This window comes from Bradyrhizobium sp. CB82 (assembly GCF_029714405.1).
Taxonomy (GTDB): domain Bacteria; phylum Pseudomonadota; class Alphaproteobacteria; order Rhizobiales; family Xanthobacteraceae; genus Bradyrhizobium.
Map to the genome: position 1 here is coordinate 8,020,289 of NZ_CP121650.1, position 24,171 is coordinate 8,044,459.

A 24,171-nucleotide genomic window follows, 5' to 3' on the forward strand; every position below is an offset into this window, starting at 1 on the left:
GGCGATCGTAGGTTGGCGTAGGAAAAGAAAGATCGAACCAGAAAGGCGCGCGCGCAGTTGTTGATGCTCTCACGGATTAGGCGCCGAAGTGGAGTTAGCCGATACGCTCGCATTACCATTCCTCGTCTTCAGGCTCGAGTACGCCAGCTTCTGCTGACGTCACGGATACCTCAGCCGGATCTGTATTTGTCGCGTGATCGCGGAGGAAGAACTTGGCAACTCGCCTGCTCAAAAGGCCAAGCCACGGGATCACAAACCAGCCTAGCGCCAGAATTTGCACACCAACAGCGGATGCGAACGCAACCTGATAGGCAATAATCGGATAGTGGCCGTCCTGAGCGGACCATTGGTCAAGGATGAGTCCAGTCCCGTATTGGACGATGAAACACCAGCCGAAGTGAAGAACGTTCAAGCCCGCATTTGCTCTGCCGGTGAGCTCTCTTGGGAAATATTCCGCTAAGATCGCATAGCTGAGGACCGTCGCTGCACCGACAATCGAGATGACGAGCCATGGCAATAGCGATGGCAACGGAAGGCGCAGGATCAATGCAAGCTCAGCCATGACAAACAACACCGTCACCGCCGCAAACAGAACTTCTGACCCTATCCCGCGTCGACGTAGCCGATCAGCCAACGCGCCAAGTAGCAACGCCCCGGCGCTAATTCCAAGTGCCATGATGAAGAGCTGTGTGATCGAGGATTCGCGATCGAGTCCTTCGACGTTCGTCAGCCAAGATGCTGCCCACAAGGCCTGCAATGACCAGGCTGAGCCAATACAGCTTGCCGACAGCGGTGCTATCCGCCAGAAGCCCCGATCTTTGTAGATCGCACTCAGTTTTACGCCGGCAGGCTGCGTCGCCTGTGGTCGCGCGGCCTCGGGAACCGCCCAGAAGATCAGGAGGGCCGCAGCGAAAGTTGCAAGGGCCAAGAGTTCAAATAGCCCACGCCACCCTGTGTATGCCAACAGCCACTGACTTGGCGTTGTTGCGGTCACCGCACCTAGTGCACCGAGCATGATCATGTAGCCGTTTGCCAAGGCGACGCGTTCCCTCGGGAACCAGGTGACAATGGCCTTCAGCCCTGCCATTGCTGCAGCCGAGACACCGATGCCGATCATCGCGCGTGCGACCAGAAGCGCCTTGAAGTCGCTAGCCGCTCCAAATAGAGCCGCCCCACCGCCCGCAATGAGCAGGAGCGCGCTTTGGACCCGACGCGGGCCAAATCGATCCAGCAGCGTCCCGATCGGAATCTGGGCGCCGGCGAACACCAGAAAATAAACCGACGTCAACAGGCCAAGATTGGCAGCATCGAGACCTAGATCAGCTGAGAGCTGTCCCGAGATCAGCGTGTTGATGGTCCGGAATAGATAGGAAAGGTAGTAACCGGCGACGAAAGGGAGGAAAACACAGCCGATCAAGCGCCAAGTCGGAAGCCCGCGCCCCTCCGAGGATGCGCAAGGATTGAGATTGGATGGGCGTCTTTTTACTTCTTGCGTGCGGATCCGGCCGTCAACAGCCGGTTTAGTAGAACGCGTTTGGTAGAATTTGAAAGTTGCGGTTGCTGCCGCCCTCCTCGGCGGCAGCGCTCATGTCGGCAGTTGCGTCTAGAATGATGGCCGCAGGACCTTCCTGGGCAGATTCCGCTGAAACTTGCGAATCATCGTCGACCGCATGACCAGAACCCCGCGAGGCATTTATTTGGTCGATCGTCTCCCTCAGCAAGGGTCGGTTCGAGCGCACGCGCCGGACAACCTGTTCGGCCAAGGCCTTGAATCGCTCTTGTCCGAGCGCACACGCTTCAGGCTGCTGTGATTGCGGCATCTGAGGTGTGACGGTGAGATGATAGCGGGCGTGCAGCGCAACCGTCTCGGCGATCGTGCGGACGTCGCTGTCAAGACCTTCAAGTTGCCTGCTTATCCGATCGAGCGCCTCATGAATGAGACCTTCGATCGGCGGCGCTGGGTCTAGGAAGCGTTCAAGAGCGGCCTCCACGACCATGCTCTTGCCGAGGCCGGGACGGTCAGTTGCAACGTCGAGACGGCGGACAATCTTTTCGGAAAGCTGGACAGTGATCTTTCTCGTTGCTGCAGTATTTGGCTGCCCTGTTCGCTCGGTTGCATCGGCTTTTTCCAACTTTGGCCCGTTCGCCTGGTCAAACGCTGTGTCGAAGGCCATGCTCGGCTCTCCCCGGATACAGAAAAGGTCCATCGCACCCATGACTGAGCGCGCGTGAAATCGGTTAGAAATGACAGTGATTGCCCCACCGACGATGGGACGATACAAAGGGCAGGACCACTGCTGCTTTCAATCGCGGGAAAATCGACAGCGTAGTCTGGCGTAGTGAAAGGAAGGAACGGCGAGGTTGACTGGGCCGACAACGGTTGTCGGGCCAGCTACCGGCTGCGTACAAATTCCGGCCAAGGCGGCATCGCCAGGAGCCAGACCGGTCGAGCAGATTCAGCAGTTGGAAATCGTGACGTGCTATTCAGCCGACTGCGCGCAGAGATACCCCTGCCTCTATTCGTTCCAAACGGTATGGCGACAAGCACGTAGACAGCGCCCACCGCGAAAAGCTTCGGAAACTCGCAGCCGTTTGGCTTGCACCTCGACAGGCCGGGCCAAGTTCAAATTTCGTGGCGGGATCGTCTCCGATAAGCAAGGTCAGACAACAAGGCGCATAGATGGCGACCTTCACGACGAAATTGAGCGCTAACAAGCAGAAACACGCGAAATATATGCGAACATACGGCAGTTTTGGCAGGCTTTCTTCTTTCACCAGAATGTAGGTTCAGCGCTGCATGATTCTGTGGCGCAAAACCCAGAGGCTTGGATCCGTTGCGACTTACAGGGTTGGCTGAGCCAAGGTGAGTTTGGGGACTATGGATTAAGATATCTCTTCAGTCTGTTCGCGAGTTGAGCGAGTTTCTGAATCTCATGAGGACCCGAGTCTTGAATACGCATGAGGCGCGAGTCTTGCGCAGTTTTGTCGGGCAAGATATCCGATCACCCAGTCCGGGAGCATTGAAGAAGTCGTGGCCTATGTGGAGAAACTGAGTAGCGTTCTCCGGACCCGTATGCGTGTGCAGCCTCATGCTTTCATTCATCTGATAGATCACAGGTAATTCTTAACAAATATTGAGGAAGGTGCCGCATGGCGAGGCGTAATAATGGGGATGCATCGGGGGTAGACAAAGCTAAGGTGCGCGTCTTCTTCGCCGAGGTCGAAGGTAATAACGAGAGCGTGCAGGAAGCGCTGAAGACCATGGTTTCGGCAATGAACCGTCCTGTCCGCGTGCTCTCAGATCAAGGTGCTAACGGGAGGCATCCCGCGCTTCTGCAGCAAGCAAATGTTGAAGAAGTCGAGGAGCCGATCGAGATGGAGGAAGCTGACGCTCTCGACGAGGAGCCTGCCAACTCCAGGAGGCCTCGCGGTACCGGAAAGAAGGTCGATCGCAACGCCGGGCTGAATTTGGTACCTGATCTGAACTTCAGGCCAAGCGGAGCGCAATCTCTCAAGGAATTTATGGACCAGAAGAATTCAAAGAACGATCTCGAACACGTATTGGCGGCCGTCTATTATATGCAGCGGGTCATGTCGTTGACCAAGATCGGTCCAGCTCATGTGATGACCGCATTAAAAGAGGCTGGAATATCCATTCCAGTGGACCTCAAACAGACTGTCCGGAATGTGAAGAAGTCAAAGATGTGGCTGAACTTTACTGACATCGAGGATATCCGGACAACGACCCAGGGTGACAATTTCATCGAGCACGAGATGGGCAAGACCGAATAGTCGCCAATGCATCTTTCTTTTGATAGTTTTTGCGAGATCGTTAAGAATGCGAACAAGACGAACGCCGAAAGTGCGCTTGCAGTTCTTTGGTACTTTGATCACGAGCAACCGGGCGTCACCAAAACAGCTGGGCAGCTGGCGAAAATACTTGACGACCACCATATCGGAACGCCGAACCAGACGGCGCTTGCCGAGGCACTTAGGAGGTCAAAGCTTGCTAGTGAGTGGAAGAGTGGCTTCTCACTAAAGCCTGGCTCACGAAAGCTCATTCGCGACTGGCTGCCAGACTTAGACGGCGTACAGCCAGTGATTAATCACGCTTTCAGCTATTTGCCGGAGCCGATTTGGAAAAGTACACGGGGTTACATCGAAGCTGTATGCCGCGAATTGAACGGCTCCTTCCATCACGGCTACTACAACGCCGCCGCTGTGATGCTACGTCGACTCCTTGAAACGCTTATAATCGAAGCCTACGAGCATCTCGACCGGGGGATAGAGATCAAGGACGGCGCTGGCAATTACTTAATGCTAAGTGAACTTGCCGAGCGGGTATGTGGCGAGAATGGGCATAACGGCATCAATCTCGGGCGCGATTCAAAGAAAGCTCTGAAAGAAGCTCGAAGCCTCGGCAACTGGTCCGCTCATGCTCGCCGTTTTCTTGCTTATGCCGGCGATCTAACAAAGCTTCAGACTGGAATGAGGCTCCTCGTACAGGAGTTGGTTCAAATTGCTAATCTGGCGAAGAAGACCTAACCACACGTGATATCGCAGGCGGCGCACCTCCGAGCACCCACGCGAGCGCACGTGCGCAAAAGAGCCATACGCGAGCGCCAGCGGCGTCACCCTTTTTATCAGTATCGCACCGTCGATGGCGGCGATGTGCGTATTTCCCAAGCTTCGCCACCAGCTCGTGCAGGAAATCATCACCGAGGAGAATGTGGCGCCATCTAAGTCGTGTCGCGATTCGCAACGTAAAGGGCGGCGCGCGGAGCTCGAATGGAACTAGTTGGGCAGGATCGGCTTAAGCTACCCGAGATGGATGACCCGGCGAGTGACGCATGCTCAGGAATTGGTCTCGACGATGGACCAAAGAAGACGACCAACGCCTTCTCGAATTCGTTTCAAAGAACGAAATACCGAGGCGAATTTCTATACTGCTCGAGAGAAGCGAACGCGCTGTCGCTCAACGGGTCAGGAAATTGCGACCAAAGCCCCCAAGGCGCCAGCCTCCCTCCTAAAAATGGACGGAAACATTGCGCGTGCCTGCCGTGCCGGCTTGCGATCATTAGGCGTTATCGAGGACTTCAGAGCGGCTCACAAGTGGATAGGGAGCAAAACAACCTCTTAATCTTGCGGTAGCTGAAAACTTGCACAGGCCTTTCTCTGCAGGGAGCCTGCTGTGTCAGACGACCAAAGAAACGAAAATGCAGCGCCCGCGCTCGTGCAAATCAAGGATCATTTTTGGAATCTCTGGTGCACAAATCGATTGCCGACGGAGTCGTTAGAGGTGTAGGTGAGTGGGCACGGCTGTCGCAGGCGAACAGGAAAGCTAAAGCCGACGTCGAAATCTTTGGGCTTTGGACAGACTGTCCTACAATTGCGCCTTCGTCCCTCCTGCACAAGCTCCGTGAAGCCATGGCTGAGGAAATGAAGGGCCGCGTGGTGAAGCCCGCCGAAATGAAGGACTACCGCAAGGACCGCCGTTTCGCTCAAAATGGTCCGCGAGCGCGGCGGCAATTCCGTTCCGGCCATCTTCAACTCGGAAAGCCAACGCCTCATTCATCCACGGCCGCATCGCTGAGGGTACGAAGGTTCATGCCAATGAAGCTTCTGCTTGGGACCAACTCCGTGAGCGTTTCGAGGTGAAGCGCATCAACTGGCCTACAGCTTCGATGGCGCCTGCACCAATCACGCCGAAGAATACTTCTCCCACCCTCGCCGCGCTGAAATCATCCACCACTATAATCGCTGGCGCGTAGCTGCTCCGTTACGCTCAGGAAGGCTCATGGCGCGAGGACAATCGCCCGTCTCGAATGGCGATCAGGTGAAGCGGATTGCTAGGCCGGCCTTGAAGCGCGGTAAGTCCGTGGACTTCACCGGCCACTGGCAGCGATATCGTAGAATCCCCTTTTCAAGGATCGGGCGGACTGGCAATATGACTGCACAATTTCAGGTAGTTAGTATATTGTTATGCGCCGGTTCCAAAGCACCCTTATTTTTGTGATCTTTCCTTTGATTGGCAACATCGTTCTCGCAGTCGCAGCCTTTGTGTTCAATCCTGCTGACTTTCGCGATCACCTAGAGACCTGCTATCTGACGATTGCTGCCGTGCTGATGGCAACAGTGGTGTCATTTATTGGCTTCAGGGTTCACGATCTCGGCCCCAAGCGAACAGTGCTTGCCCTACTCATCCAGAGCGGTACCCTGATCTTTGTTTTTGCCGGAATCTACCGAGGGTGCGCGCTACGATTGATTGCGACCACCCGCTACGATGGATCGCGACCAGCCGCTACGATTGATCGCGACCACCCATTCCGGGCGATCGCGACCAGCCTGTGGACGGGTGTGATGGAGGCCGTTGGGTAATCCGCGAATCGGCATGGCTTCGCTCCTTTTCCACAAGGAGCGGGGGGCAATGCCTAGACCGAGATTACCCATGCGCAAGATCCGTGACGTGCTGCGGCTGTCCGCAGCCGGTATGTCCAAACGCAAGATCGCCGCCAGCCTCGGGGTGAGCGCGACGGCCGCCGGGGAGTGCATCCGGCGGGCGCGGCGTGCCGGCCTCGCCTGGCCGCTGCCGGACGGCCTGAGTGACGAAGCTCTGGAGCGCCAGCTCTTCCCGCCGCCTGCGGTCGTGGCCAAGGATCGGCGGCCGCAGCCGGACTGGGCGGCTATTCACCGCGAACTGCGCCGGCCGGGGGTGACGCTGCAGCTGTTATGGGAGGAGCATCGCGCCGTCCACCCCGATGGTTACGGCATCAGCCGCTACTGTGAACTCTATCGCGCCTGGGAGGCGCGGCTGTCGCCGACCATGCGGCAGAGCCACGTCGCTGGCGAGCGCATGTTTGTCGATTACGCCGGCACGACGCTTGCGGTGATCGACGCATCGACCGGCGAAGCGATGACGGCGCAGCTGTTCGTCGCCGTGCTCGGTGCATCGAGCCTCACATACGCCGAGGCCAGCTGGACGCAGGGGCTGTCCGACTGGATCGGTTCGCACACGCGCACTTTTGCATTCATGGGCGGGGTTCCGGCGACGGTGGTGTGCGACAATCTGCGATCGGGCATCACCAAAGCGTGCTTCTATGAACCGGCGGTCAATCGCAGCTACGCCGAGATGGCGGCTCACTACAGCACCACAATTCTGCCGGCGCGGCCGTATCGGCCTCGGGATAAAGCTAAGGCCGAAGTTGGAGTCCAAGTCGCGACCCGCTTCATCATCGCCAAGCTACGCAACCGGCAATTCTTCTCGCTCACGGCATTGAACGCGGCCATTGCCGAGCTGGTCACGCAGATCAATGACCGCATGTCGCGGCACCTCGGTGCGAGCCGCCGCGCGCTCTTCGAGGAGCTGGAGCGCCCAGCCCTCAAGCCGTTGCCGGCCGAGCTCTATGTTTTTGCCGAATGGAAGGAATGCAGGGTCGGGCTCGACTACCACGTCGAGATCGAGAAGCACTACTACTCGGTGCCGCACCAGTTGCTGCGCGAGACGATTTGGGCGCGTATCACCGCACGCACGATCGAAGTCTTCCACCGCGGCCAACGCGTCGCCGCCCATGTGCGCTCATCCTCGAATCGCAAGCACACGACGGTGCGCGAGCACATGCCATCGAGCCATCGACGCTATGCCGACTGGACGCCGGAGCGACTGCGGCGGCAGGCCGAAGAGATCGGGCGCCACACCTCGGCGCTCGTCGAGATCATCCTGCAGGAGCGCACGCATCCCGAGCAAGGCTTCCGCGCCTGCGTCGGCATCCTGCGGCTCGCCAAAAGCTATGGCCGCGAACGGCTCGAAGCCGCCTGCAGTCGTGCGCTCGAGATCGGTGCGCGCTCCTATAGCTCAGTCAACTCGATCCTGAAGAACAACCTCGATCGCCAGCGGCCTGCAACGTCCGCGGACGGGCCGGCGATAGCGCACGACAATATCCGCGGCCCAACCTACTTCCATTGAGGAGATGACGACTGATGCTCACACACCCCACCCTCGACCAGCTCAGAGCGCTCAAGCTCGACGGCATGGCGCAGGCTTTCGTCGAGCTCGAAGCGCAAGAGGAGACCCGCGATCTCGCGCACGCCGAATGGTTGGCGCTGCTGCTCGACCGCGAGGCCGCCAATCGCAACACCCGCCGCTTCCAGACCCGACTGCGTGCCGCTCGGCTGCGTCACAGCCAAGCCGCAATCGAGGACGTCGATTACCGGACGCCGCGCCGGCTCGACAAAGCGCTGTTCCAGCAATTGGCAACGTGCCGCTGGATCGCCGAGCACCGCGGATTGCTGATCAGCGGCCCGTGCGGCGTGGGCAAGTCGTGGCTATCCTGCGCGCTCGCGCAGAAGGCCTGCCGCGATGGCTACACAGTCCACTACGCCCGCGTGCCACGGCTGTTCGCCGATCTCGATCTCGCCCACGGTGACGGCCGCTTCGCGCGGCTATTCCGGATGCTGGTCAAGGTCGATTTGCTCGTCCTTGACGATTGGGGACCCGACCGCCTCTCAGCCAGCCAGCGGCGCGATCTCATGGAGATCGTCGAGGACCGTCATGGCCGCGGCTCCATCCTCATCACCAGCCAACTCCCCGTGGCAACTTGGCATGAGGTTATTGGCGAGCCCACTCTTGGCGATGCGATATTGGATCGCATTGTCCACAATGCCTACCGGCTCGAACTCGACGGCCCGTCGATGCGCAAGATCAAAGTCGCCGAAGCAATCGAGCCGCTGGCGCAGCCCGCGACACCAACCGCAGCGGATGGCATACCGTCGAGGGGAGCCAAGAAATGACACGCAGATCCGTCATCCCGGCCGCCCCCGTGGGTCAACAGGGACCTCCCGCGCGCGCCGCTGCGTCAGCCGTGGGGGCACTCCGCAGCGCGCGCGGGTCCCTCCTGTTGACTACGGGGACGGCCTCCACCCCGCTTGACGCCACGCGAGAATACTGAGAATCACCAAGTGTTGCCCAACGGCGCCTTCATACTGGGTAGCGGGTGGTCGCGATGCGTCGTAGCGGGTGGTCGCGATCGTCGTAATGCGCACCGAGGGTTCGGATTGCTTTATGGAGGCAGTCCCACGCCTCTCGTCGATGACTGGCAGAGCGCGCTTTATTTCTCGATCATTACTTGGACGACACTGGGATATGGCGACTTCACACCACCACCTGAATTGCGGTTGATTGCCGCAATTCAGGCGCTGCTTGGGTATGCGTTCTTTGGGATTTCAGTTGGACTGGGGACGGCTATTCTTTGTGAAAAGCGCTCTACTTCAAGATCACAAAGGCCATCACCAACGGCAGCAACGACAACACAATAGCCGCGATACGCGCCACCGTCTTAGACGGGTGATCCTTATCGACAATCCAATGGGTTCGTTCATACAGCCATGCGGTCATTGGCGGTCTCCGACCTGAAATTTAGCCGCACTGGAAGTTGCAATAGCGACATCCTCGCTCAACTGAACAGCGAAGGCAATCAGTTTGTTCCGTGTGGAGCTACTGGGTTCATTCTAAAGTGGGGTAAACTGGCTGATTTTCAACGATGTAACCAAGAATTAACCATCGGAAAAGCGCCCATCAGATAACTTGTCAGCGGCCAAATGTGGGCTCATTTAGAGGTTGATTGACCAGTTTCCAGCGGTATGGCCTTCTCGCCAACCCGCTCCACGCCTTTACCGTGAGGGTTGGCAAGCTGTGCTGGATACTTAGCGAGACGGCTCGCGCCTTCGTCCGGGGTGACTTCTTCCACCCCATGAGCCTTAAGAATAGCTGCCCCTATCTCGGAAGCCGTCATTGGCTGCGTGGCCGTCCTGAGCACGTCCAGGGCCCTCCTATAAAGAGGAGCCTCGCTTGAACCAGCGATTTGGCTTCCAGCGCTTCCCGGTGATGCGCCAGCTAGGTTTGTAGATGGGTCGAGCATTTTGATGGCGGCCTCCACATGCCGCACCTGATGCCGTGTGCGCGGGACTGCACGATGATGAAGGTTGCTGACGATCGGCTGGAACGCGCACGCTGACAGTCACGCGTCGCCGCACGAGCTTGATTGAACGTAGTCCGGACATTGAACTTCGGTTTCCGGCGCGCTTTCTTACCAATCCATGAGGGGTGCACAATCACGATATCCATACGTCCCCATTGGACCTCACGGGTGCTGGACCACAGTTGCTTCGGTACCTCAAGACTTGCCGGCGATTTCGTGTGTGTCCTGCTGGAATGAAAGTCACATCATAACGAGGTTGCCATCTCAAGATATCTGCAGAAAGCATTGGCAAGCTGCATTTGCCTTGGCCTTCGGCACTCAGCTTCAAAGACGCGCGGCGAAGCAATAACGACGCAAATGCACTTCGCCCGTGAGACAGCGACGTTCAGGCGATTGGCACTGTAAAGGAACTCCATACCGCGCGGAGCATCGAGGTGGCTCGATGTGGTCACGGAATAGATGACGATCGGAGCCTCCTGCCCTTGAAACTTGTCGACCGTGCCAACACGCCCACCGGGTATTCGCTCCTGCAGCTCAAATACCTGGGCATTGTAAGGCGCGATGATCAGGATATCGTCCAGCTTGATGGGGGCTTCGACGCCGTCTCGATCGACCCAAGTCGTGCCACTATCCAGTATATTGGTCAGGAGTTCACGCACAGCGTCGGCTTCTTCTCGCGACGAGTTCTGGTTGCCGGAGTGCTCGATCGGAAGATAGCGAAGCCCCGCCCCTGCCAGGCGCCCTGGTGACCTGATCTGTTGCCTCTCAAGACCCGGTCGAGAGAACAACCTGCCCTCGTAAAAGAGCTCTGAATTGAACGCGCAGATTTCCGGATGTAGCCGCCAAGTCTCCGGCAGGAACAAACCCCGATCGGCTGGAATAGTGGCATGCGAGCCAAGGATGTGATCCAGCGCTGACGCCTCAGCCCCGTCCGGATGGCTTCCTTGAATTGGTTGCTCAAGCTGCCGCGGATCACCGAGCAGCACGATGCTCTTCGCTGATTGAGATACTGCAAGGACGTTTGCCAGAGACATTTGGGCGGCTTCATCGATGAAGAGGACGTCAACGCACTGCGAAGCGTCTGGCCTTGCCCAGAACCAGGCCGTCGCGCCGCCGACTCGGCCGGCGCCGCTGAGCGCATCGAGGAATTCGTCATTGTCCTTGAGGAAAGTTAGGCTGCGTAAGTCATCCTCATCGTCGGATACCTTTTGCGCGCACTGTATGACCTGTTTCTCTGCCCCGGCCGCCTTGATCACCTCATCAAGCAGGTTGCGGATGACCTTGTGGCTGTTTGCCGTGATACCAATCCGCTTTCCCTCCTTTGCCAGGGCGCAGATCATACGGGCGCCCGTAAAGGTTTTTCCTGCTCCTGGAGGCCCTTGCAGCGGAAAAATGCTCTGATCGAGAGTAAGCCCCGCCCGTATTGCGGTGGCGAGCGTGGATTCACCGTCTTGTTGCAACGGCAGCCCCCGGAGGCGTGGCGCCATAGCCTGGATCAGATCTCGGCCTGCACGGTAGTCGCCGTTCCCCTCGATGCCGTGACTTGCCACATATTCGCCGAGCCGCACGACGGCCTCGGCAAGCACTTGAGTGTCGACAAAGTTGTGGGCGAAGATTGCCGGAGGATGGAGGTCCGCGGTATCCCTACGCTTCTTGATATCAATCGTTCGCTCTTCGAGCGATACCGCCGTGACACTTCCGAACTTGTCGCCTCCAAGGCTGCGTAGATCGTCACCCGGCCGGATGTCGGTATCTTGCGGGGCAAACCGGTAACGATGGATGGGTGCCTTGGCCGTTCCGCCTGCCTGCTCAACGAATGCCATGTCGGCAAGGCCGCTGCGCTCGTGCAGGAGATCCTCCGCAGAAAGATCCCTCAGCCTGAAATACTCCCACCACACGGCTTTCTTCTCGCGACCATGCCAATCCAGCATGGACGCGAGCAACCATCGCGCCTTCTGCTCCTCCGTGCGCTCGTTTGCGTCATCCGGCACGCCTTCGAGGAGCTGAGCTGCGAGTGCAGTCACTTTCTGTTGCCATGCGTCCAGCTCGGGACTGACTTCAACCGTCACCGCGCCCGGACGATCGATTGTCGCCCCCTTTGCGATTTGGTCGGCCCGAAGCGCCTCAAGCCAGCGTCGCAACGCTTCCGTGGACGCGCAGTCGTCACGATTATAGCCTTTGACAGCGACCTTATCTTCTTCTGGAACCCCTTCCGGATCGGCCATCTCCAGCCGCGCCTGGGTTCTGGCTAGGACAGCCCCAACCAGCTCCAGAGGGACGCATCGACTGAATCCGTAAAGTGGTTCGAGCTTCTTGATGGAATAGCTTTCGACGCTGGCGCGAATTGCGTGGCGTACGACCGAATAGAGATCAACGAACACTTCCCCGCGCAGAAGGTTGTCCACCTCATTCTCGCGCGTCGCATATCGCCCCATGAGCCGCTTGAGCGCAGCCGGCTCGTACGGCGCGAAATGATAAACATGAAGATTGGGGTGGATCTTCTGCCGCTCGGTAACAAAATCGATGAAACGCTCGAAAGCTATCCTCTCCTCGTGGCGAGTGGACACCCAATCACTGGTATACTGCCAGCTCCCGCTCTCATCTGCATAGAGATATCCAAACAGGAACTCGAGCCCACCATCACCGACAAACGGATCGCCCTCGAAGTCGAAAAAGATGTCGCCTGCTGACGGCTCCGGCAGACGATAGAGCCCAAAGTTCGGCTCAAGCGGCAAGACCTCGTGCAACGTTGCATTTGCGATCCGCCCCTCGACCTGGATTCGCGCCTGTTCACGGACCTTCTCATAACTACGAGCGGCACCGCGATCTGGCCTCCACGGCAGAGGCATTGGCAAGGCGGCTAGCGCAGCCATGGTATCAACGCCGTGCTTCTCAAATTCTCCAATCTGAGACTTGCTGATGCCGGCGACGAGCGACATATGATCGTCCGCGCGCCTCTTTTCGTCACAGTGCTGGCGCCATCTGCAGACGTCGCAGTGCTCGATCGGTTCAGGATAAGCGCTTGTGGCTGCCGGCGTAGCCACGGCACGCTCCAAACTACCCTTAACGTGTCGATAATAGGCAGCGTAGTCGGCCACTCGATATACTTCCGGCTCAAAATTTGTTCCCGGCGTCACGACACAAGCGGAAACGACAGCTGCTCCCTGCATGTTCGCTAGCAGATCGGAATAAAGGCAGATCTGAAGGATTGTATTGCCTTTGGTTTCCCTGGCGAGCTTCGTATCCGTAACTTCGTAGGACCACGCACCGAATTGGCTTGGCCTGTCCACGCGACGCAAGATGTCGGCCCGGCCGCTCCAGTTGCCAACTTGGAGAGCGCCCTGAGCGATGACAGCATCACCTCGCTTCATGGCCTGAAGCGTGGACGTCAGCGCCGCATTGTCGACGCCGATTCCGTCGATCAAGGTGACTGGCAAACCGCCCGATTTCAGATGGTCTATAAAGCCCTGCTCATGCTCAGATCCCCGCGCGGCTAGTGTCTCAAGGACAGGATCCCAGATTTTCGGCTTGGCCAATTCGCCGTTAGCGACTTTAAGATCGAGGTTTGTCAGGTAGCGACAGTTCAAGTGGCCGACGAGATCACCCGCACTAAGGCTGAGCTTGGCTCCAATCTTCCGCATTGTCCCTCATGACCATCTTGAAAGCTGCATCAGAGCTCTCTTGCAATCTCCGATATTATGCTCAGTTCCGCAGCGTTTTGTCTAGTCCATAGGGTTCGAGCCAAGGCAAGCGGCACCTGCTCCCGAAATTTGCCGGCTGCGATGTTTTCAACGAAGTCGCAAACCTGGATCGGCCTGGAGCGACCAACCGAGCTGAGCTCCCTCAATTTCGGCAAGGCCTCGGCCTCCGTCGTCTTGGCAAGAGTCAGCCCAAGGTCATGGACTTGAGCTGGAAGCCCAGCCGTGGCTGCGGCAGCCCCAAACACCGCCGTCGCCTGCGAACCGCGCCAGAGAAAAAGATGTAGATCCCGCTCCTCTTCGATAACCCTTCGCTTGTCGAGTTCGAACTCGCGGAACGTTTCCCGCCCTTCGGCCAAAAGCTCTTTCGCCTTGTCGTCAAGATACGGCGGCTCATCGTTGGACAGATAGACGTTCCGCATTTCGGCGGCCAGACGGTCATGCAGACGCTCGCCGTCGGCGCGTTCGAATCGGGGCACGACCCCACCCGGGTGGGGGGCCACGAAGAGCGTATTCGTCCTTTCGTCTATGTCGTTAACAATCCACCTGCGGCCTGCAAATACGACGAGGCCATCCTTATGGACCGGGAACGATATCGGCAAAGTCCCGAGCGTCTTGCCCTCGATTGTCAACCGCCACTCTTCCGCGGACTCGAAGACGGCGAAGAAGCTTCGCGATTGAACCGTGTGCTCTCCCTTCTCGGCAAGCATGATGAGCCCATCATTCGACTGCTCGATAAAGCGGATCGCGTCCGACGCCAGATGGCGAAGGAGGTCAGCGAATTCGCTCACGGATATCGAGGCGAAAGGGCCAGGGCCGCACAGCAAGTCATACAAGGGCCGTGCTCTTATCCCGCCCCGTTCGGCTATCACAGACAGGATCTGGTGAATCAGGGTCGAGGCCACCTCTGGAATCTGGCCGGCCGGCTCGACAAACTTGTCCAACAGCAACTGGATGACCGCCACCGATCGGATCGTGTTCGGTCTTAACCGGTCGATCAGACCGGATTTTCGGTCGATGTTCGGCTCGCGCACGTAGATACGAAGAACGGATGGCACACCCCTCCTTCGTCCGGTTCTGCCGAGCCGCTGCTTTAGAGAAGACAACGAGCGAGGAGCACCGATCTGGGCTACGGACTTCACTGAACCGATGTCAACGCCCAGCTCCAGAGTTGAGGTACAAATCGCTGTCGTCGGCAGCTTTCCATCCTTGAGGCGGTCCTCCAGCTCTTCCCGCAGCGTCTTGGAAAGGCTGCCGTGATGCGGGAAGAACTCGTTTGGCACATCTGCCTTGTCAGACCGCCGCCTGAGCCGGTCAGCGGCCGACTCGACTGTGCGACGTGAGCCACCGAAAACGAGGTTGTTGGCACCGCGCAGAGTCTTGAACAGATGGTCAGCGATGTCGTCCAGCGCAATCCTGGATGACACCTGCTCGGCGTCGGCCCCACCCTCTGCATGATCGGGATCATCAAGCTCTGGCGGCTCCACATAGCCACGTATTTGAAGCTTGAGTTCCGGAGAATCGGTCTTTGCTTCCAATATCTGGACTGTTTCCGGCGCAGCCGGACGGAGCCATGTCGCCGCCTGGAAAAGATCACCAATGGTCGCGGACAGCCCGACACGTCGCGCGGGCTGGGTTGACATCGCATCGATACGCCGCAGCAGGCTTGCTAGATGAAGCCCTCTGGGCCCCTGAAGAAACGAGTGAACCTCATCGATGACGATGAAATCAGCCGACGAGAGCAGACGTTTTGCATCACCCGGCCGCCTGGTGAGCATCGCCTCGATCGATTCCGGAGTGATGAGCGCAACTCCCTGTGGCTTAGATAGTGCCCTCTTCTTGTCTCCTTGCGGAGCGTCACCGTGCCACTTAAGGACAGGGATCTCCATACTCGCGCAGAGTTCGTCGAGACGCTTGAACTGATCGTTGATCAAGGCCTTCAACGGACTAATATACAGGACAGAAAATCCCAGCGCTCTTCTATCAGCGACCTGGGTTAGGATTGGTAGAAATGCAGCCTCCGTTTTTCCGGCGGCGGTCGCGGCGGCAATCAGAACATCGCGATCGCTATCCAGAACAGCGAGAATCGTGCGCGCCTGGATTTCGCGAAGCTCATCCCATCCCTGATCGTGGATCCATCGACGGATTGTCGGGTGGACTCGGTGGTAAGCACCTTCAAGGGTTGAGTCGGAGGCTGGTGAGTTCATCGCCATCTCCACTCTCTTCGGCTGCTTCCACATCGTCCGGGGCGTCCGGAGCAATTGGGATGAGATCGAGAAGCTCCTGCCACCTGGCACCAGGGTTCTGTTCGAGGACGGCGAGCATTTGCACGAATGCTTTCACTGTCGAGCGCGGCGTTCGGAAGTACGACTCTCCGATCTTTCGGTTGCAATACTCCATGAACGCGGTCAACGCCTCGTCGGGCACCAAGAACTTCGAGGGATCTCCACTTGCGAAGACCATCCGGATGTTGCTGAGCAAGATGAGGAGGTCTTCCGGAGTCAGCCTTTGCAGACGGATTACCGGCCCCGAGAAATCAACAAGTCCGCCACTGGCAAAACTATTTTCTGCTAGCCTGGATTGCAACGCCTCGTAGCTGAACATGCCTCGGCGCGTGTCAAGCAGGAAGTCCGGCGTACCGCACATGACGAAACCAATTCCTGAAGTCGTGCCCTGAAGTGAATCGTTCACGATGTCAAGAAGCTGCTCATAGTTCTGCTTTCGGGATTGAGCGTTCTGGAGCTTGTAGATATGGGCCATTTCATCAAACATGACCAACAAGCCAGCATAGCCTGCAAGTCGCACGAGGCAGCCTAGACACTTGAGAGATTCATAGACGTTCTCGTCGTCGATGATGCTTCTGACGCCAAGGTCCCGTCTTGCATCTGTCTTGGTCGAATACTCGGCGCGGAGCCAACGGATGGCAGCTTCCTTCAGAGCATCATTGGACTGCTCGCTTCCGCGCCAATAGGCTTTCAACACTGTGGCGAAGTCGTAACCTCCCGCGAATTGAGTGACGGCCTCGAACTTCCGATCGATGACATTTTCGACGGCCGCCCCCTTTTCCTCAGCCTCCTTCACCGCATCCATGACGAGACGTTCGGTAATGCTTTGGAGCGCACCTCCTTCCGGCTTGTTGCGGGTCGCCATGTTGTTGACGGCCTCCGCATAGAGCGCGCGTGACTGACCACTACTGGCATGAATACGCCGGTTGGGAGACAGATCGGCATGCATTGTCACGCAACGCTTCTCAAGGGCTATGAGACGCACAACCCCCGCGAAGAACGTCTTTCCGGCACCATAGTCACCGATTACGAATCTGACGGCGGCCCCGCCATCTGCGATCCTGTCGATATCGCGCACCAGCGCACCGATTTCTCCTGCGCGACCGACCTGGATATGTGGCAAGCCTAGGCGAGGGACGACGCCTGCGGAGAGAGCCTGAATTATCGTGTCCCGTTCTCTGGGCTTAATCGACTTCTTGGTCATGCAGCCTTATCTTTCATTTCCGAGATGCGCCCGCGCAGATGGGGGGCTAGCGCCACCTCGTCGCCGTCTTCAATCAATGCGTCATCAAAACACTCAAAGGACCAATCGTTGATACGCTCGATAGCTCCGTCAGGGAGCAATCGCATGTCCCTTGCGTGGCGGTCGAACTCAGATCGGGTCATTGACCCACGTTGTTCGAGCAGTTGTACAAGCTCACTGTGCGGTCCGTCCAACCCCTGCAGCGCGATCTTGTCATCGCGCCCGGACGTCGGCGGCTGCTCCGTTTCTTCGCTGAAAATATCTGACAACAGTGCAGCTACAGCCTCGGTCTCCCGGCGTGTCCGAGCAAGCTTGGCGGTGTCAATACTGAAGCCCTCGCCAGATGCAAGCTCAAGCGGCGGCGAGCTGGCCGGCTCCTTCGGGATGCGGATTCCTGCACCCCGCGCTTCCTCGCTGATAGATACTGGCTCATCTGTCCGTTCTGCCGTTGCCTGATGAAGGTTCTGATAGACAGCCTCCCGTGGAAGACCGAGAGTTCTGTGCAACCGTTCCAAAAATTTAACCTCGCCGACGTCGATACTCCCGTCGCCCCCGACCACGGCAACAGCTGCGTCCGCGATGGCCTGCCGTTCAGGCTCCCCGACTTCCGCGAGCTTACGGAATACGCGAGCCTGTTTGGGTGGACTGTTAAAGGTTGTGACGGCGAAGGCAATCAGGCGAGCTTGCTCGACACCGGACAGGTCAGGCGTGGCACGGATTCTGTTGATGGTCCGCTGGAGCTCTTCATAGCAGGCGTCTCCATCGGAGCCAGCTGCGAGAACCGCCACTTCGACCTGGGTTCTGGCGGCTCGAAACGTAGCCCGAGTAGGATCGACGGGTCCACCATTCGCAGCCCTGAAAACAAATACCTGTTCGTCAGCACGAGGAAGGCTGCTGCCATATCTCGGGTCCGGCTCGATAGCCACATCGATCGCATCGAGCGCACGTCCCAGTTCTTCGGCAGAAGTGGCGGGGATCTTTCCATTGGCCTGAACCTCAAAGCCTGCCATTTCGAAAATGTGCTGAGCTGTGGCGCTCCCACGACCCTGGGTTCCCAATACGGTCTCAACCTGTCTGCGGAAGTCCGCGATCGCCTGCGAACCGGATTGCTGCCAGATATCGGCGGGCAATAGTCCCCTTGCCACGATGGAGTTGCGCAGATTTGGCTTACGCCCTACGAAGCGGCTGAAGGGATCCAGTTCGCTCGTGCACTCCTCAACAAGCTTTCGCAAGGTATCGAGCTGTTTGGTCAGACCTAATACATCAGGATATTGTTCGTGCCGGCCGTGAATTGCAACGTTGAATGCACCGCTCGCAGCGCGATATTGGAGGGACATCCTTTGGTGCGTCTTTACAGGGACGCCGTTCGGATATCGCTCAGCGAAGCGCTTGGTCCACAGCGCAGCGAATTCGTCGAAGCAGCGCACGGCCGGTGTTCTCAGATGAGTATCCGGCATGGCCAAGACCCAGCGCAGAGCATCGTCTGCCGACGACAATATCGGCGAACGAGCCAGTTTAGCGCCTAGATAGAGTCGCGTTGGAAGATCCATTTCGGAGCCAGCGACGCGCTCTGGCGAAAGAGGCGGCAGATCAATACGGGCCGAAAGTTGAGCATTGGCAAGATCGAGGAAATTATTGGCGTAGTGGTGGAACGACCCATTCGCGCCGTAGATTGCCAATAGCCTTTTTACCTCGTCGACCAACGATGCAGCGTCATCACCGTGTTCAACGAACATGCGATGCTCGAGGCCATAGAAAAAGATGAAAACGAGACCAATTCCATAAGCCGGGTCGCACCTGCCTCCAAGCATCCAATCGAGGAACGCCCGACGGGCCGCGGGAGACATATCCGCATAGGAAGGCCAATATGGCATCGAGCTCCCGTCGACATCCGCATGTTGAGCTTGAGCAGATAAATTGGGATTGATCGCGTATTGCGCGGTCACGCCACCGGGCACAGCGACGCCGTCTCCGAGGTAAAAGAGGCCTCCCGCAATCTCGATGTTTCCGAGCTTCACCCGTTCGTCTGCGCGGACCCATCGGGCCAATGTGCTGTTCTGGCGAGAAGGATTTGTTTTGGCCGGCAATGGAGGAATATTGATCTCGAATTCAGGCCCGCGTGCGGGCACCTCGGCTGGCCCTGTCCGTGGTCCCACCCTGAAGATCGCGCGAATAATAAGATAGATGCCGCCGCAGACGATTGCGATCGTTCCGAGGACCAGCGCGTTCTCAACGACGAAATGGTAGATGGCGACCACAGCAGCGATCATCACCCCCAGAACAAGCATCAGGGCTTCGCCGCCTTGTGTAGATTTTCCCCGCCGCCGCCCCATGCCAACCATCAACCAGGCGTTTCAACGCCCGTTCAGCTCCCGGATTGACCTTCGCATGACCTGCAAACAGGGGCAAACAGTCTTACGACTACCACAATATAATACCACAATCGATGGCCGGCGCCCTCCGCGCCAGACCACGTTCTATCAGCATCCAATATGAAACCACCCAGCCAGGGGTCGCGCCGTGCAGCTCGTGCGACTTGGCCGGCGATAAGTTCACGGCGTTGCCTTACCATCGCGGAGGCCAGCACCGGATCCTCGTCGCGAAGACGCGCTCCATCCAAGTTCAGCAGCTGGATCCCCAAGTAAACTTTCCCTGGCCTGCGCAATTTCCTTGAGCGTGCTGCGCGCCTCGTCATCGTGGCCCTCTGCAAGGAGGCCGAGAATCGCCTGCCTCCTGCCAACAGACGGTAGACGGCACTATGTCACTCGGTGCCGGAGGCGCGCAACAGATAATGGACGACGACGCACAGCAGGCTGGCGCTGCGCCGGTGGAGAACCTGCACCTCATAAGAATCAGCCCACACTTCAATCGGCCTTGTGGCCTCCCACGTCGGATCAATCGATTCAAATCGGAGCTGCCCAAGCACCATTGGAGCCTCCATCGTTAGCACCGACGAGGCCAGCATTTGTCGCGCAGGATTTCGCTGACTTCTTCGATCTATCGCAGAATTTGGGCGCATAAAATTTGGACCTGCGGCCCCATGCATCAAAACTGCGAGGACGCAAGTTTGATATTGCGGCTCCAATTCATTACATAAATCAAATGGTTATGTGACGATCAGAACTTGAGTTACCGCCTCTTCAAAGCTTAGCTATTCGATATACGCGAATCGCCCGGCCGTACTGCCGGTCGTTGACGCAGAACCAGGTCCGATCGGCGCCGCAACCTAAGCCGGTTGCGGAATTCGCAGGAACACCCCAGGCAGGGCAGAAGCTTCAACTGACGCTTTCCGTCGGCTCACGTCGCGGAACGGAACGTGAGGGGTTACTGCGTATTTTCGTGTTAATTGCGCATGTGCGTGCAAATACGCACATGAAATCGGCAGACAAGCGCTCTTGAGGCCTTTGGTTGGGATCAGCTCGCCCAGAAAGGCGGCCACATTCAGTTCAAGCACCCAACTAAGAACGGCCGCGTCACGGTCCCGCACCCCAAGAGTGACGTTCGATCGGAAAGCTCAAGAGCATCGAGAAGCAAGCCGATTTGAAGTTGAAATGACAGCGCATAGAGAGGGGCCATCCCCCACCCAAGGAGGGCAGCTTTCATGCGACACTACAATGCCCTGATCCAAAAGGACGCTGACAGCGATTACGGCGTCTCGTTTTCCCGGTCTTCCCGGCGTGATCACCGCTGGTACGGATCTGGACGATGCGCGCGCTATGGCCGCCGAAGCCCTGGCCCTTCATCTGCAGGGACTGGCGGAGACGGCGAAGCCGTACCTGAACCCTCCTCTGTCGAGGAGGGCATGGCGAACGCCCAGAACAGAGATGGCGTTGCCGTGCTGATTCCAGCGCCTGCGGAAACGGTGAAGACTGTGCGTGTCAATGTCACTCTTCCCGCCGACGTTTTGAGTGAGATCGACCACTATGCCGAACAGCACGGGTTTACTCGATCCGGTTTTCTTGGCGCAAGCCGCGAAGAAGCGATCGCGGCCTGACCAAGCTAAATCCTATCACTTGAAGCTGCCCCCGTCTCCGACCGCCGCACATATGCGCCGTTCGTTCCAGCGGAACACCTTCTAGTCGGACGCCCCTTTTCGGGCCAATCGCAGTTCTACCAACTGGCGCGGTCCAACCACCAAGCAGCGAAGTGCCAGCTCAACGCAAACATCTTGCGCAGTCACTTCTTGCCAACCCCGCAATCCAAACAAGCCGTCGAACCGCCTCCGGCCGGGTGAGAACGGCATCCTTCTTCAGAGTCCGGGAAGGTCGCCAGCTCACGCAAGACGCCTCCGAATGAACGCACCGGCGATAGCCAGCCGGACAACCAAACGTCTAAGCGTAAGACAGCTACTGCCAAGGCTGTGCCCAGGTCCGTCGCCCTACAACCGTCACCAGCCGTCAACGTTCCCTTGCCACCGATCGAAAAGGATTTCCGCCGAATAGTTTGGTCGTGTCGACCAATCCCATGGCCGCGCCGCCGAGCGCGCCGACTGCGGTTGCGAGATTCGCGAAATTTTGCAAGCCGCCGGTTGCAAGAGCGGCTATTGGTCGAAAGAGCATCCGGTCCGGACCGACCTAACAACGATTTCTTCGCATTCTCGTGCGTCCCCCGGGAGATAACTGGATTGCGGCAGCCCTAGCACTTCGCCCAGCCAGCGCAAAGAATCGCGACTTTGAGCGTCAAGCTTCGACTTTCCACAGGCTCCAGACCTCTCACAGCGTCTTAAGATACTCGACAAGCGCTCGCCGCTCGGCATCGGTCAATTCTGGTCCGATGACGCCTGGCGGCAACTTCGTTAAGTCGGCTTCTTTGCCCTCAAACGAATGTCCCCGATTGCTGTTCCCAAGCAGCGACACGTTGAAATTCGTCAGGCCAGCCGCACAGGCGTCGCTCGCTTGTGTTTTCGTAACAAGCCCCACATTGATTGGATCGAATTCACGGCTACCAACGCAGAAAGAAGTCGGCCTCAAGTTCTGCGGCAACAACATGTCTCTCAGTGTCGGCACGGACCCGTTGTGCAGATACGGAGCTGTCGCCCAAACACCATCCAACGGGCGCGCCCGATATTGAGGTTCAAGGGCAAGAACATCTTCGTCCTTTCCGTTACGGTTCGCCCGAGCCCCAACGTAGACTCGTTGGTTTTGACAGTTCTTCCTGGGTCCCCACATCTGCTGCTTGACTTCTTCGGGAGTGCCGTTCGCAATGATCCATTGGTCGATTGTCTTGCCCACCACGTCCATGAGCGCGAGTACGAAGAGGGGATCTCCCCCTTTGTCCGCTGGAAGGCCGCAGCCCCAGGCTTTGTTGAGGTCATCGAAGGGGTTCAATCCAAGCGACTCGGGCAAGTGAACGCGGCGCGTCGTGAGCACATCGGATCGTTGACGATCGGTGCCGATCGTCGTGACCGGCATCTGGACCACATTGAAATAGTGCCGACCGCCGATTTCTACCCAATTCTTCTCGTTCTTGGCGGAGCGGTCGGGGTTCTCCGGCTTCCAGAACGAATCCTCCGGCCATCTTTTGTCGAAGGCAGGATCGTTGACCGGGCCTCGGTGGCATTCAAAGCAATGCGCGCGATAGAGGTCGCGGCCTTTTTCAACGAGCTTTTCGTCAACGGCCCATGCAGGGTCGCCCTTAAATTTTTCCTGCGCGTCGTTCCATCTGGGCGCGACGAGCCCGGTAAATTTTCTCCCGCTTGCGTCGGCCGCCGCAAAGGGATCGGCGCCACGCAGAAGCTCTTCGAACTGCGCGATATCGGATAGATGTACCGATGAGGCAAAAAGTGGCCGTCCGGGTGCGGCCGCTGTCATATTGACTTTCGCGCTGACACCGAGCGCCTCGCCTGAATTGCGAACAAGTTCGTTGAGAACAGAGGCGTCATACTGCGCCCAAAGGAAATACGGCGTATCCCAGATGGGCGGAAAACTTACGGGCGCATCGTGGCGCGCGAAGTTACCCCTGAGGAGTGGATCCGGGAGTTCGCCGGTCACAGGATTGAGCAGGTTGCTATAGAAAACCTGGTTCCCGATCCGGTTCAGCGCGTCAAGTCGACCGAAGCCTTCATCGAGATCTGCAACTCCCTGTCCCATCAAAAGGCTATCGCCCTGCGCCTTCTGTTTCTTGATCTTTTGAAGTGCAAGCTCCAGATCACTTCGAAGCTGCTTTCGATCGACGCTTTGCCCCTTGATCTGCTCCAGCCTGCTGGCGAAACGCTCGAATCGCCACGGCAAGATCAGCGTGTAGCCGATAGACAGCCCGATGACTCGTTCAACCTCGCCGAGATTGACCATTGCCGGCCCGCCATCGAACCGAAGGCTGACATTTTTGTACTCCAGATGCCCGGTATGACAGGCGGCGCAGGTTAATCCGATCTGATCTTCATACGAGGCTCCCGTCGTCGGATCAGCACCGCCCTTAAGAATGGCAAAGCCGACAGGCAGGCCATTTGAATTGTCGGGCACGTTTGGAGTCCAACTGGAGCTCGCAGCGCCCCCATTCGACGCATCTTCGTGATAACCGTATGAGGGCGCGTTACCGTCGAAGTCCTTTGAGCTGGGACTCGGGATGAAGCCAAGGCGACGCAGGTAGCCTTCGTCCGTCAAGCTCGTGTACGAGATGGACAGCTCGGGTCGTTCCAGAGCCAAAAACCACTGATAGGGGACGGGAATGGTCGCAGTCCCCTGCGATGTGTGGTGAAACCAGTAACGCTGGCGCGAGGTCCAGTTCTGCGGCAGCCAATACGCGTTTTCGATTTTCGATGGCTCCGGCAGAGTCGCTGGCAGTAATTGAGCGACCAGATTTGCGTCGTTTTTTATTTTAAGAGCTGCATCGCGAATCTTCTCTGGCGCGAAATACACCAAGCCGGCCGACACGATCGCGACGACGACGATTGCGAACACCAGACTGGCGACATGAGGCCAGCGTCTCATCCAGGAATAAAGCCGAGAGCCGAAAGAACGTCCTCCCATAGC

General features: G+C 57.9%; 15 protein-coding genes and 2 pseudogenes. 7 read left to right on the forward strand and 10 right to left on the reverse strand.

Translation table 11 applies throughout. The annotated features are described in order from the left end of the window. Nucleotides 1-112 precede the first annotated feature (112 nt). Both QA640_RS38535 and QA640_RS38540 read right to left on the reverse strand, forming a co-directional pair. A complete protein-coding gene (locus QA640_RS38535; protein ID WP_283043018.1) occupies nucleotides 113-1,414 on the reverse strand; it encodes an MFS transporter in 1,302 nt (433 codons plus the stop codon). 106 nt (nucleotides 1,415-1,520) lie between these two features. Next, the gene (locus tag QA640_RS38540) at nucleotides 1,521-2,174 is read right to left on the reverse strand and encodes a hypothetical protein (RefSeq protein WP_283037873.1); all 654 of its coding nucleotides are present in this window, start codon (nucleotides 2,172-2,174) and stop codon (nucleotides 1,521-1,523) included. 976 nt (nucleotides 2,175-3,150) lie between these two features. On the opposite strand from QA640_RS38540, the gene QA640_RS38545 reads away from it, so the two are divergent. The 5 genes from QA640_RS38545 (at nucleotide 3,151) to istB (ending at nucleotide 8,787) form a co-directional block, all read left to right on the forward strand. Further along, nucleotides 3,151-3,792: a hypothetical protein gene (locus QA640_RS38545; RefSeq protein ID WP_283037874.1), complete on the forward strand. Its 642-nt coding sequence runs from the start codon at nucleotides 3,151-3,153 to the stop codon at nucleotides 3,790-3,792. A 6-nt stretch (nucleotides 3,793-3,798) separates the two neighbouring features. Next, nucleotides 3,799-4,545, forward strand: coding sequence for a DUF4145 domain-containing protein (locus QA640_RS38550; RefSeq protein ID WP_283037875.1), 747 nt, complete (start codon nucleotides 3,799-3,801; stop codon nucleotides 4,543-4,545). 1,437 nt (nucleotides 4,546-5,982) lie between these two features. Next, a complete protein-coding gene (locus QA640_RS38555; RefSeq protein WP_283037876.1) occupies nucleotides 5,983-6,378 on the forward strand; it encodes a hypothetical protein in 396 nt (131 codons plus the stop codon). A gap of 70 nt (nucleotides 6,379-6,448) precedes the next feature. Further along, complete coding sequence (istA, locus tag QA640_RS38560) at nucleotides 6,449-7,963, forward strand: IS21 family transposase (protein ID WP_283037759.1); 1,515 nt, start codon at nucleotides 6,449-6,451, stop codon at nucleotides 7,961-7,963. A 14-nt stretch (nucleotides 7,964-7,977) separates the two neighbouring features. After that, nucleotides 7,978-8,787, forward strand: a complete 810-nt coding sequence (istB, locus tag QA640_RS38565) for an IS21-like element helper ATPase IstB (RefSeq protein WP_283037758.1) — start codon at nucleotides 7,978-7,980, stop codon at nucleotides 8,785-8,787. Nucleotides 8,788-9,259: 472 nt separating this feature from the next. On the opposite strand, the gene QA640_RS38570 is transcribed toward istB, so the two are convergent. The 7 genes from QA640_RS38570 to QA640_RS38600 all read right to left on the reverse strand — a co-directional run bounded on the left by QA640_RS38570 (nucleotide 9,260) and on the right by QA640_RS38600 (nucleotide 20,129). Further along, the gene (locus QA640_RS38570; RefSeq protein WP_283037877.1) at nucleotides 9,260-9,391 is read right to left on the reverse strand and encodes a hypothetical protein; all 132 of its coding nucleotides are present in this window, start codon (nucleotides 9,389-9,391) and stop codon (nucleotides 9,260-9,262) included. 211 nt (nucleotides 9,392-9,602) lie between these two features. Continuing rightward, on the reverse strand, nucleotides 9,603-9,788 hold the full coding sequence (locus tag QA640_RS38575) for a hypothetical protein (RefSeq protein WP_283037878.1): 186 nt from the start codon (nucleotides 9,786-9,788) through the stop codon (nucleotides 9,603-9,605). 431 nt (nucleotides 9,789-10,219) lie between these two features. Beyond that, nucleotides 10,220-13,615 (reverse strand): TM0106 family RecB-like putative nuclease, encoded by a 3,396-nt coding sequence (locus QA640_RS38580; protein WP_283037879.1) that lies wholly within the window; start codon nucleotides 13,613-13,615, stop codon nucleotides 10,220-10,222. A gap of 29 nt (nucleotides 13,616-13,644) precedes the next feature. After that, nucleotides 13,645-15,885, reverse strand: coding sequence for a DEAD/DEAH box helicase (locus QA640_RS38585; protein ID WP_349253670.1), 2,241 nt, complete (start codon nucleotides 15,883-15,885; stop codon nucleotides 13,645-13,647). Further along, on the reverse strand, nucleotides 15,848-17,161 hold the full coding sequence (locus QA640_RS38590; protein WP_283037880.1) for an ATP-binding protein: 1,314 nt from the start codon (nucleotides 17,159-17,161) through the stop codon (nucleotides 15,848-15,850). The genes QA640_RS38585 and QA640_RS38590 overlap by 38 nt, the downstream gene beginning before the upstream one ends. Next, nucleotides 17,158-19,542, reverse strand: coding sequence for a TerB N-terminal domain-containing protein (locus QA640_RS38595; RefSeq protein ID WP_283043020.1), 2,385 nt, complete (start codon nucleotides 19,540-19,542; stop codon nucleotides 17,158-17,160). Before QA640_RS38595 ends, QA640_RS38590 begins: the two co-directional genes overlap by 4 nt. Before the next feature lie 419 nt (nucleotides 19,543-19,961). Next, nucleotides 19,962-20,129 carry a hypothetical protein gene (locus QA640_RS38600; RefSeq protein WP_283037881.1) on the reverse strand — a complete coding sequence of 56 codons (168 nt, stop codon included), beginning with the start codon at nucleotides 20,127-20,129 and terminating at the stop codon, nucleotides 19,962-19,964. 443 nt (nucleotides 20,130-20,572) lie between these two features. On the opposite strand from QA640_RS38600, the pseudogene QA640_RS38605 reads away from it, so the two are divergent. Next, a pseudogene (locus QA640_RS38605) lies at nucleotides 20,573-20,755 on the forward strand (type II toxin-antitoxin system HicA family toxin). A gap of 46 nt (nucleotides 20,756-20,801) precedes the next feature. Further along, nucleotides 20,802-21,194 (forward strand): annotated as a pseudogene (locus QA640_RS38610) (type II toxin-antitoxin system HicB family antitoxin). Nucleotides 21,195-21,912: 718 nt separating this feature from the next. On the opposite strand, the gene QA640_RS38615 reads toward QA640_RS38610, so the two are convergent. After that, a complete protein-coding gene (locus tag QA640_RS38615; RefSeq protein WP_283037882.1) occupies nucleotides 21,913-24,168 on the reverse strand; it encodes a di-heme-cytochrome C peroxidase in 2,256 nt (751 codons plus the stop codon). Nucleotides 24,169-24,171 lie beyond the last annotated feature (3 nt).

Excerpts from the sequence above, each read along its gene's own strand:
- istB (WP_283037758.1), top strand. The coding sequence starts at position 7,978 with ATGCTCACACACCCCACCCTCGACCAGCTCAGAGCGCTCAAGCTCGAC.
- QA640_RS38545 (WP_283037874.1), top strand. The coding sequence starts at position 3,151 with ATGGCGAGGCGTAATAATGGGGATGCATCGGGGGTAGACAAAGCTAAG.
- QA640_RS38600 (WP_283037881.1), bottom strand. The coding sequence starts at position 20,129 with ATGGTGCTTGGGCAGCTCCGATTTGAATCGATTGATCCGACGTGGGAG.
- QA640_RS38550 (WP_283037875.1), top strand. The coding sequence starts at position 3,799 with ATGCATCTTTCTTTTGATAGTTTTTGCGAGATCGTTAAGAATGCGAAC.
- QA640_RS38580 (WP_283037879.1), bottom strand. The coding sequence starts at position 13,615 with ATGCGGAAGATTGGAGCCAAGCTCAGCCTTAGTGCGGGTGATCTCGTC.
- istA (WP_283037759.1), top strand. The coding sequence starts at position 6,449 with ATGCGCAAGATCCGTGACGTGCTGCGGCTGTCCGCAGCCGGTATGTCC.
- QA640_RS38585 (WP_349253670.1), bottom strand. The coding sequence starts at position 15,885 with ATGGCGATGAACTCACCAGCCTCCGACTCAACCCTTGAAGGTGCTTAC.
- QA640_RS38555 (WP_283037876.1), top strand. The coding sequence starts at position 5,983 with ATGCGCCGGTTCCAAAGCACCCTTATTTTTGTGATCTTTCCTTTGATT.
- QA640_RS38590 (WP_283037880.1), bottom strand. The coding sequence starts at position 17,161 with ATGACCAAGAAGTCGATTAAGCCCAGAGAACGGGACACGATAATTCAG.
- QA640_RS38615 (WP_283037882.1), bottom strand. The coding sequence starts at position 24,168 with ATGGGAGGACGTTCTTTCGGCTCTCGGCTTTATTCCTGGATGAGACGC.
- QA640_RS38575 (WP_283037878.1), bottom strand. The coding sequence starts at position 9,788 with ATGACGGCTTCCGAGATAGGGGCAGCTATTCTTAAGGCTCATGGGGTG.
- QA640_RS38570 (WP_283037877.1), bottom strand. The coding sequence starts at position 9,391 with ATGACCGCATGGCTGTATGAACGAACCCATTGGATTGTCGATAAGGAT.
- QA640_RS38595 (WP_283043020.1), bottom strand. The coding sequence starts at position 19,542 with ATGGTTGGCATGGGGCGGCGGCGGGGAAAATCTACACAAGGCGGCGAA.
- QA640_RS38540 (WP_283037873.1), bottom strand. The coding sequence starts at position 2,174 with ATGGCCTTCGACACAGCGTTTGACCAGGCGAACGGGCCAAAGTTGGAA.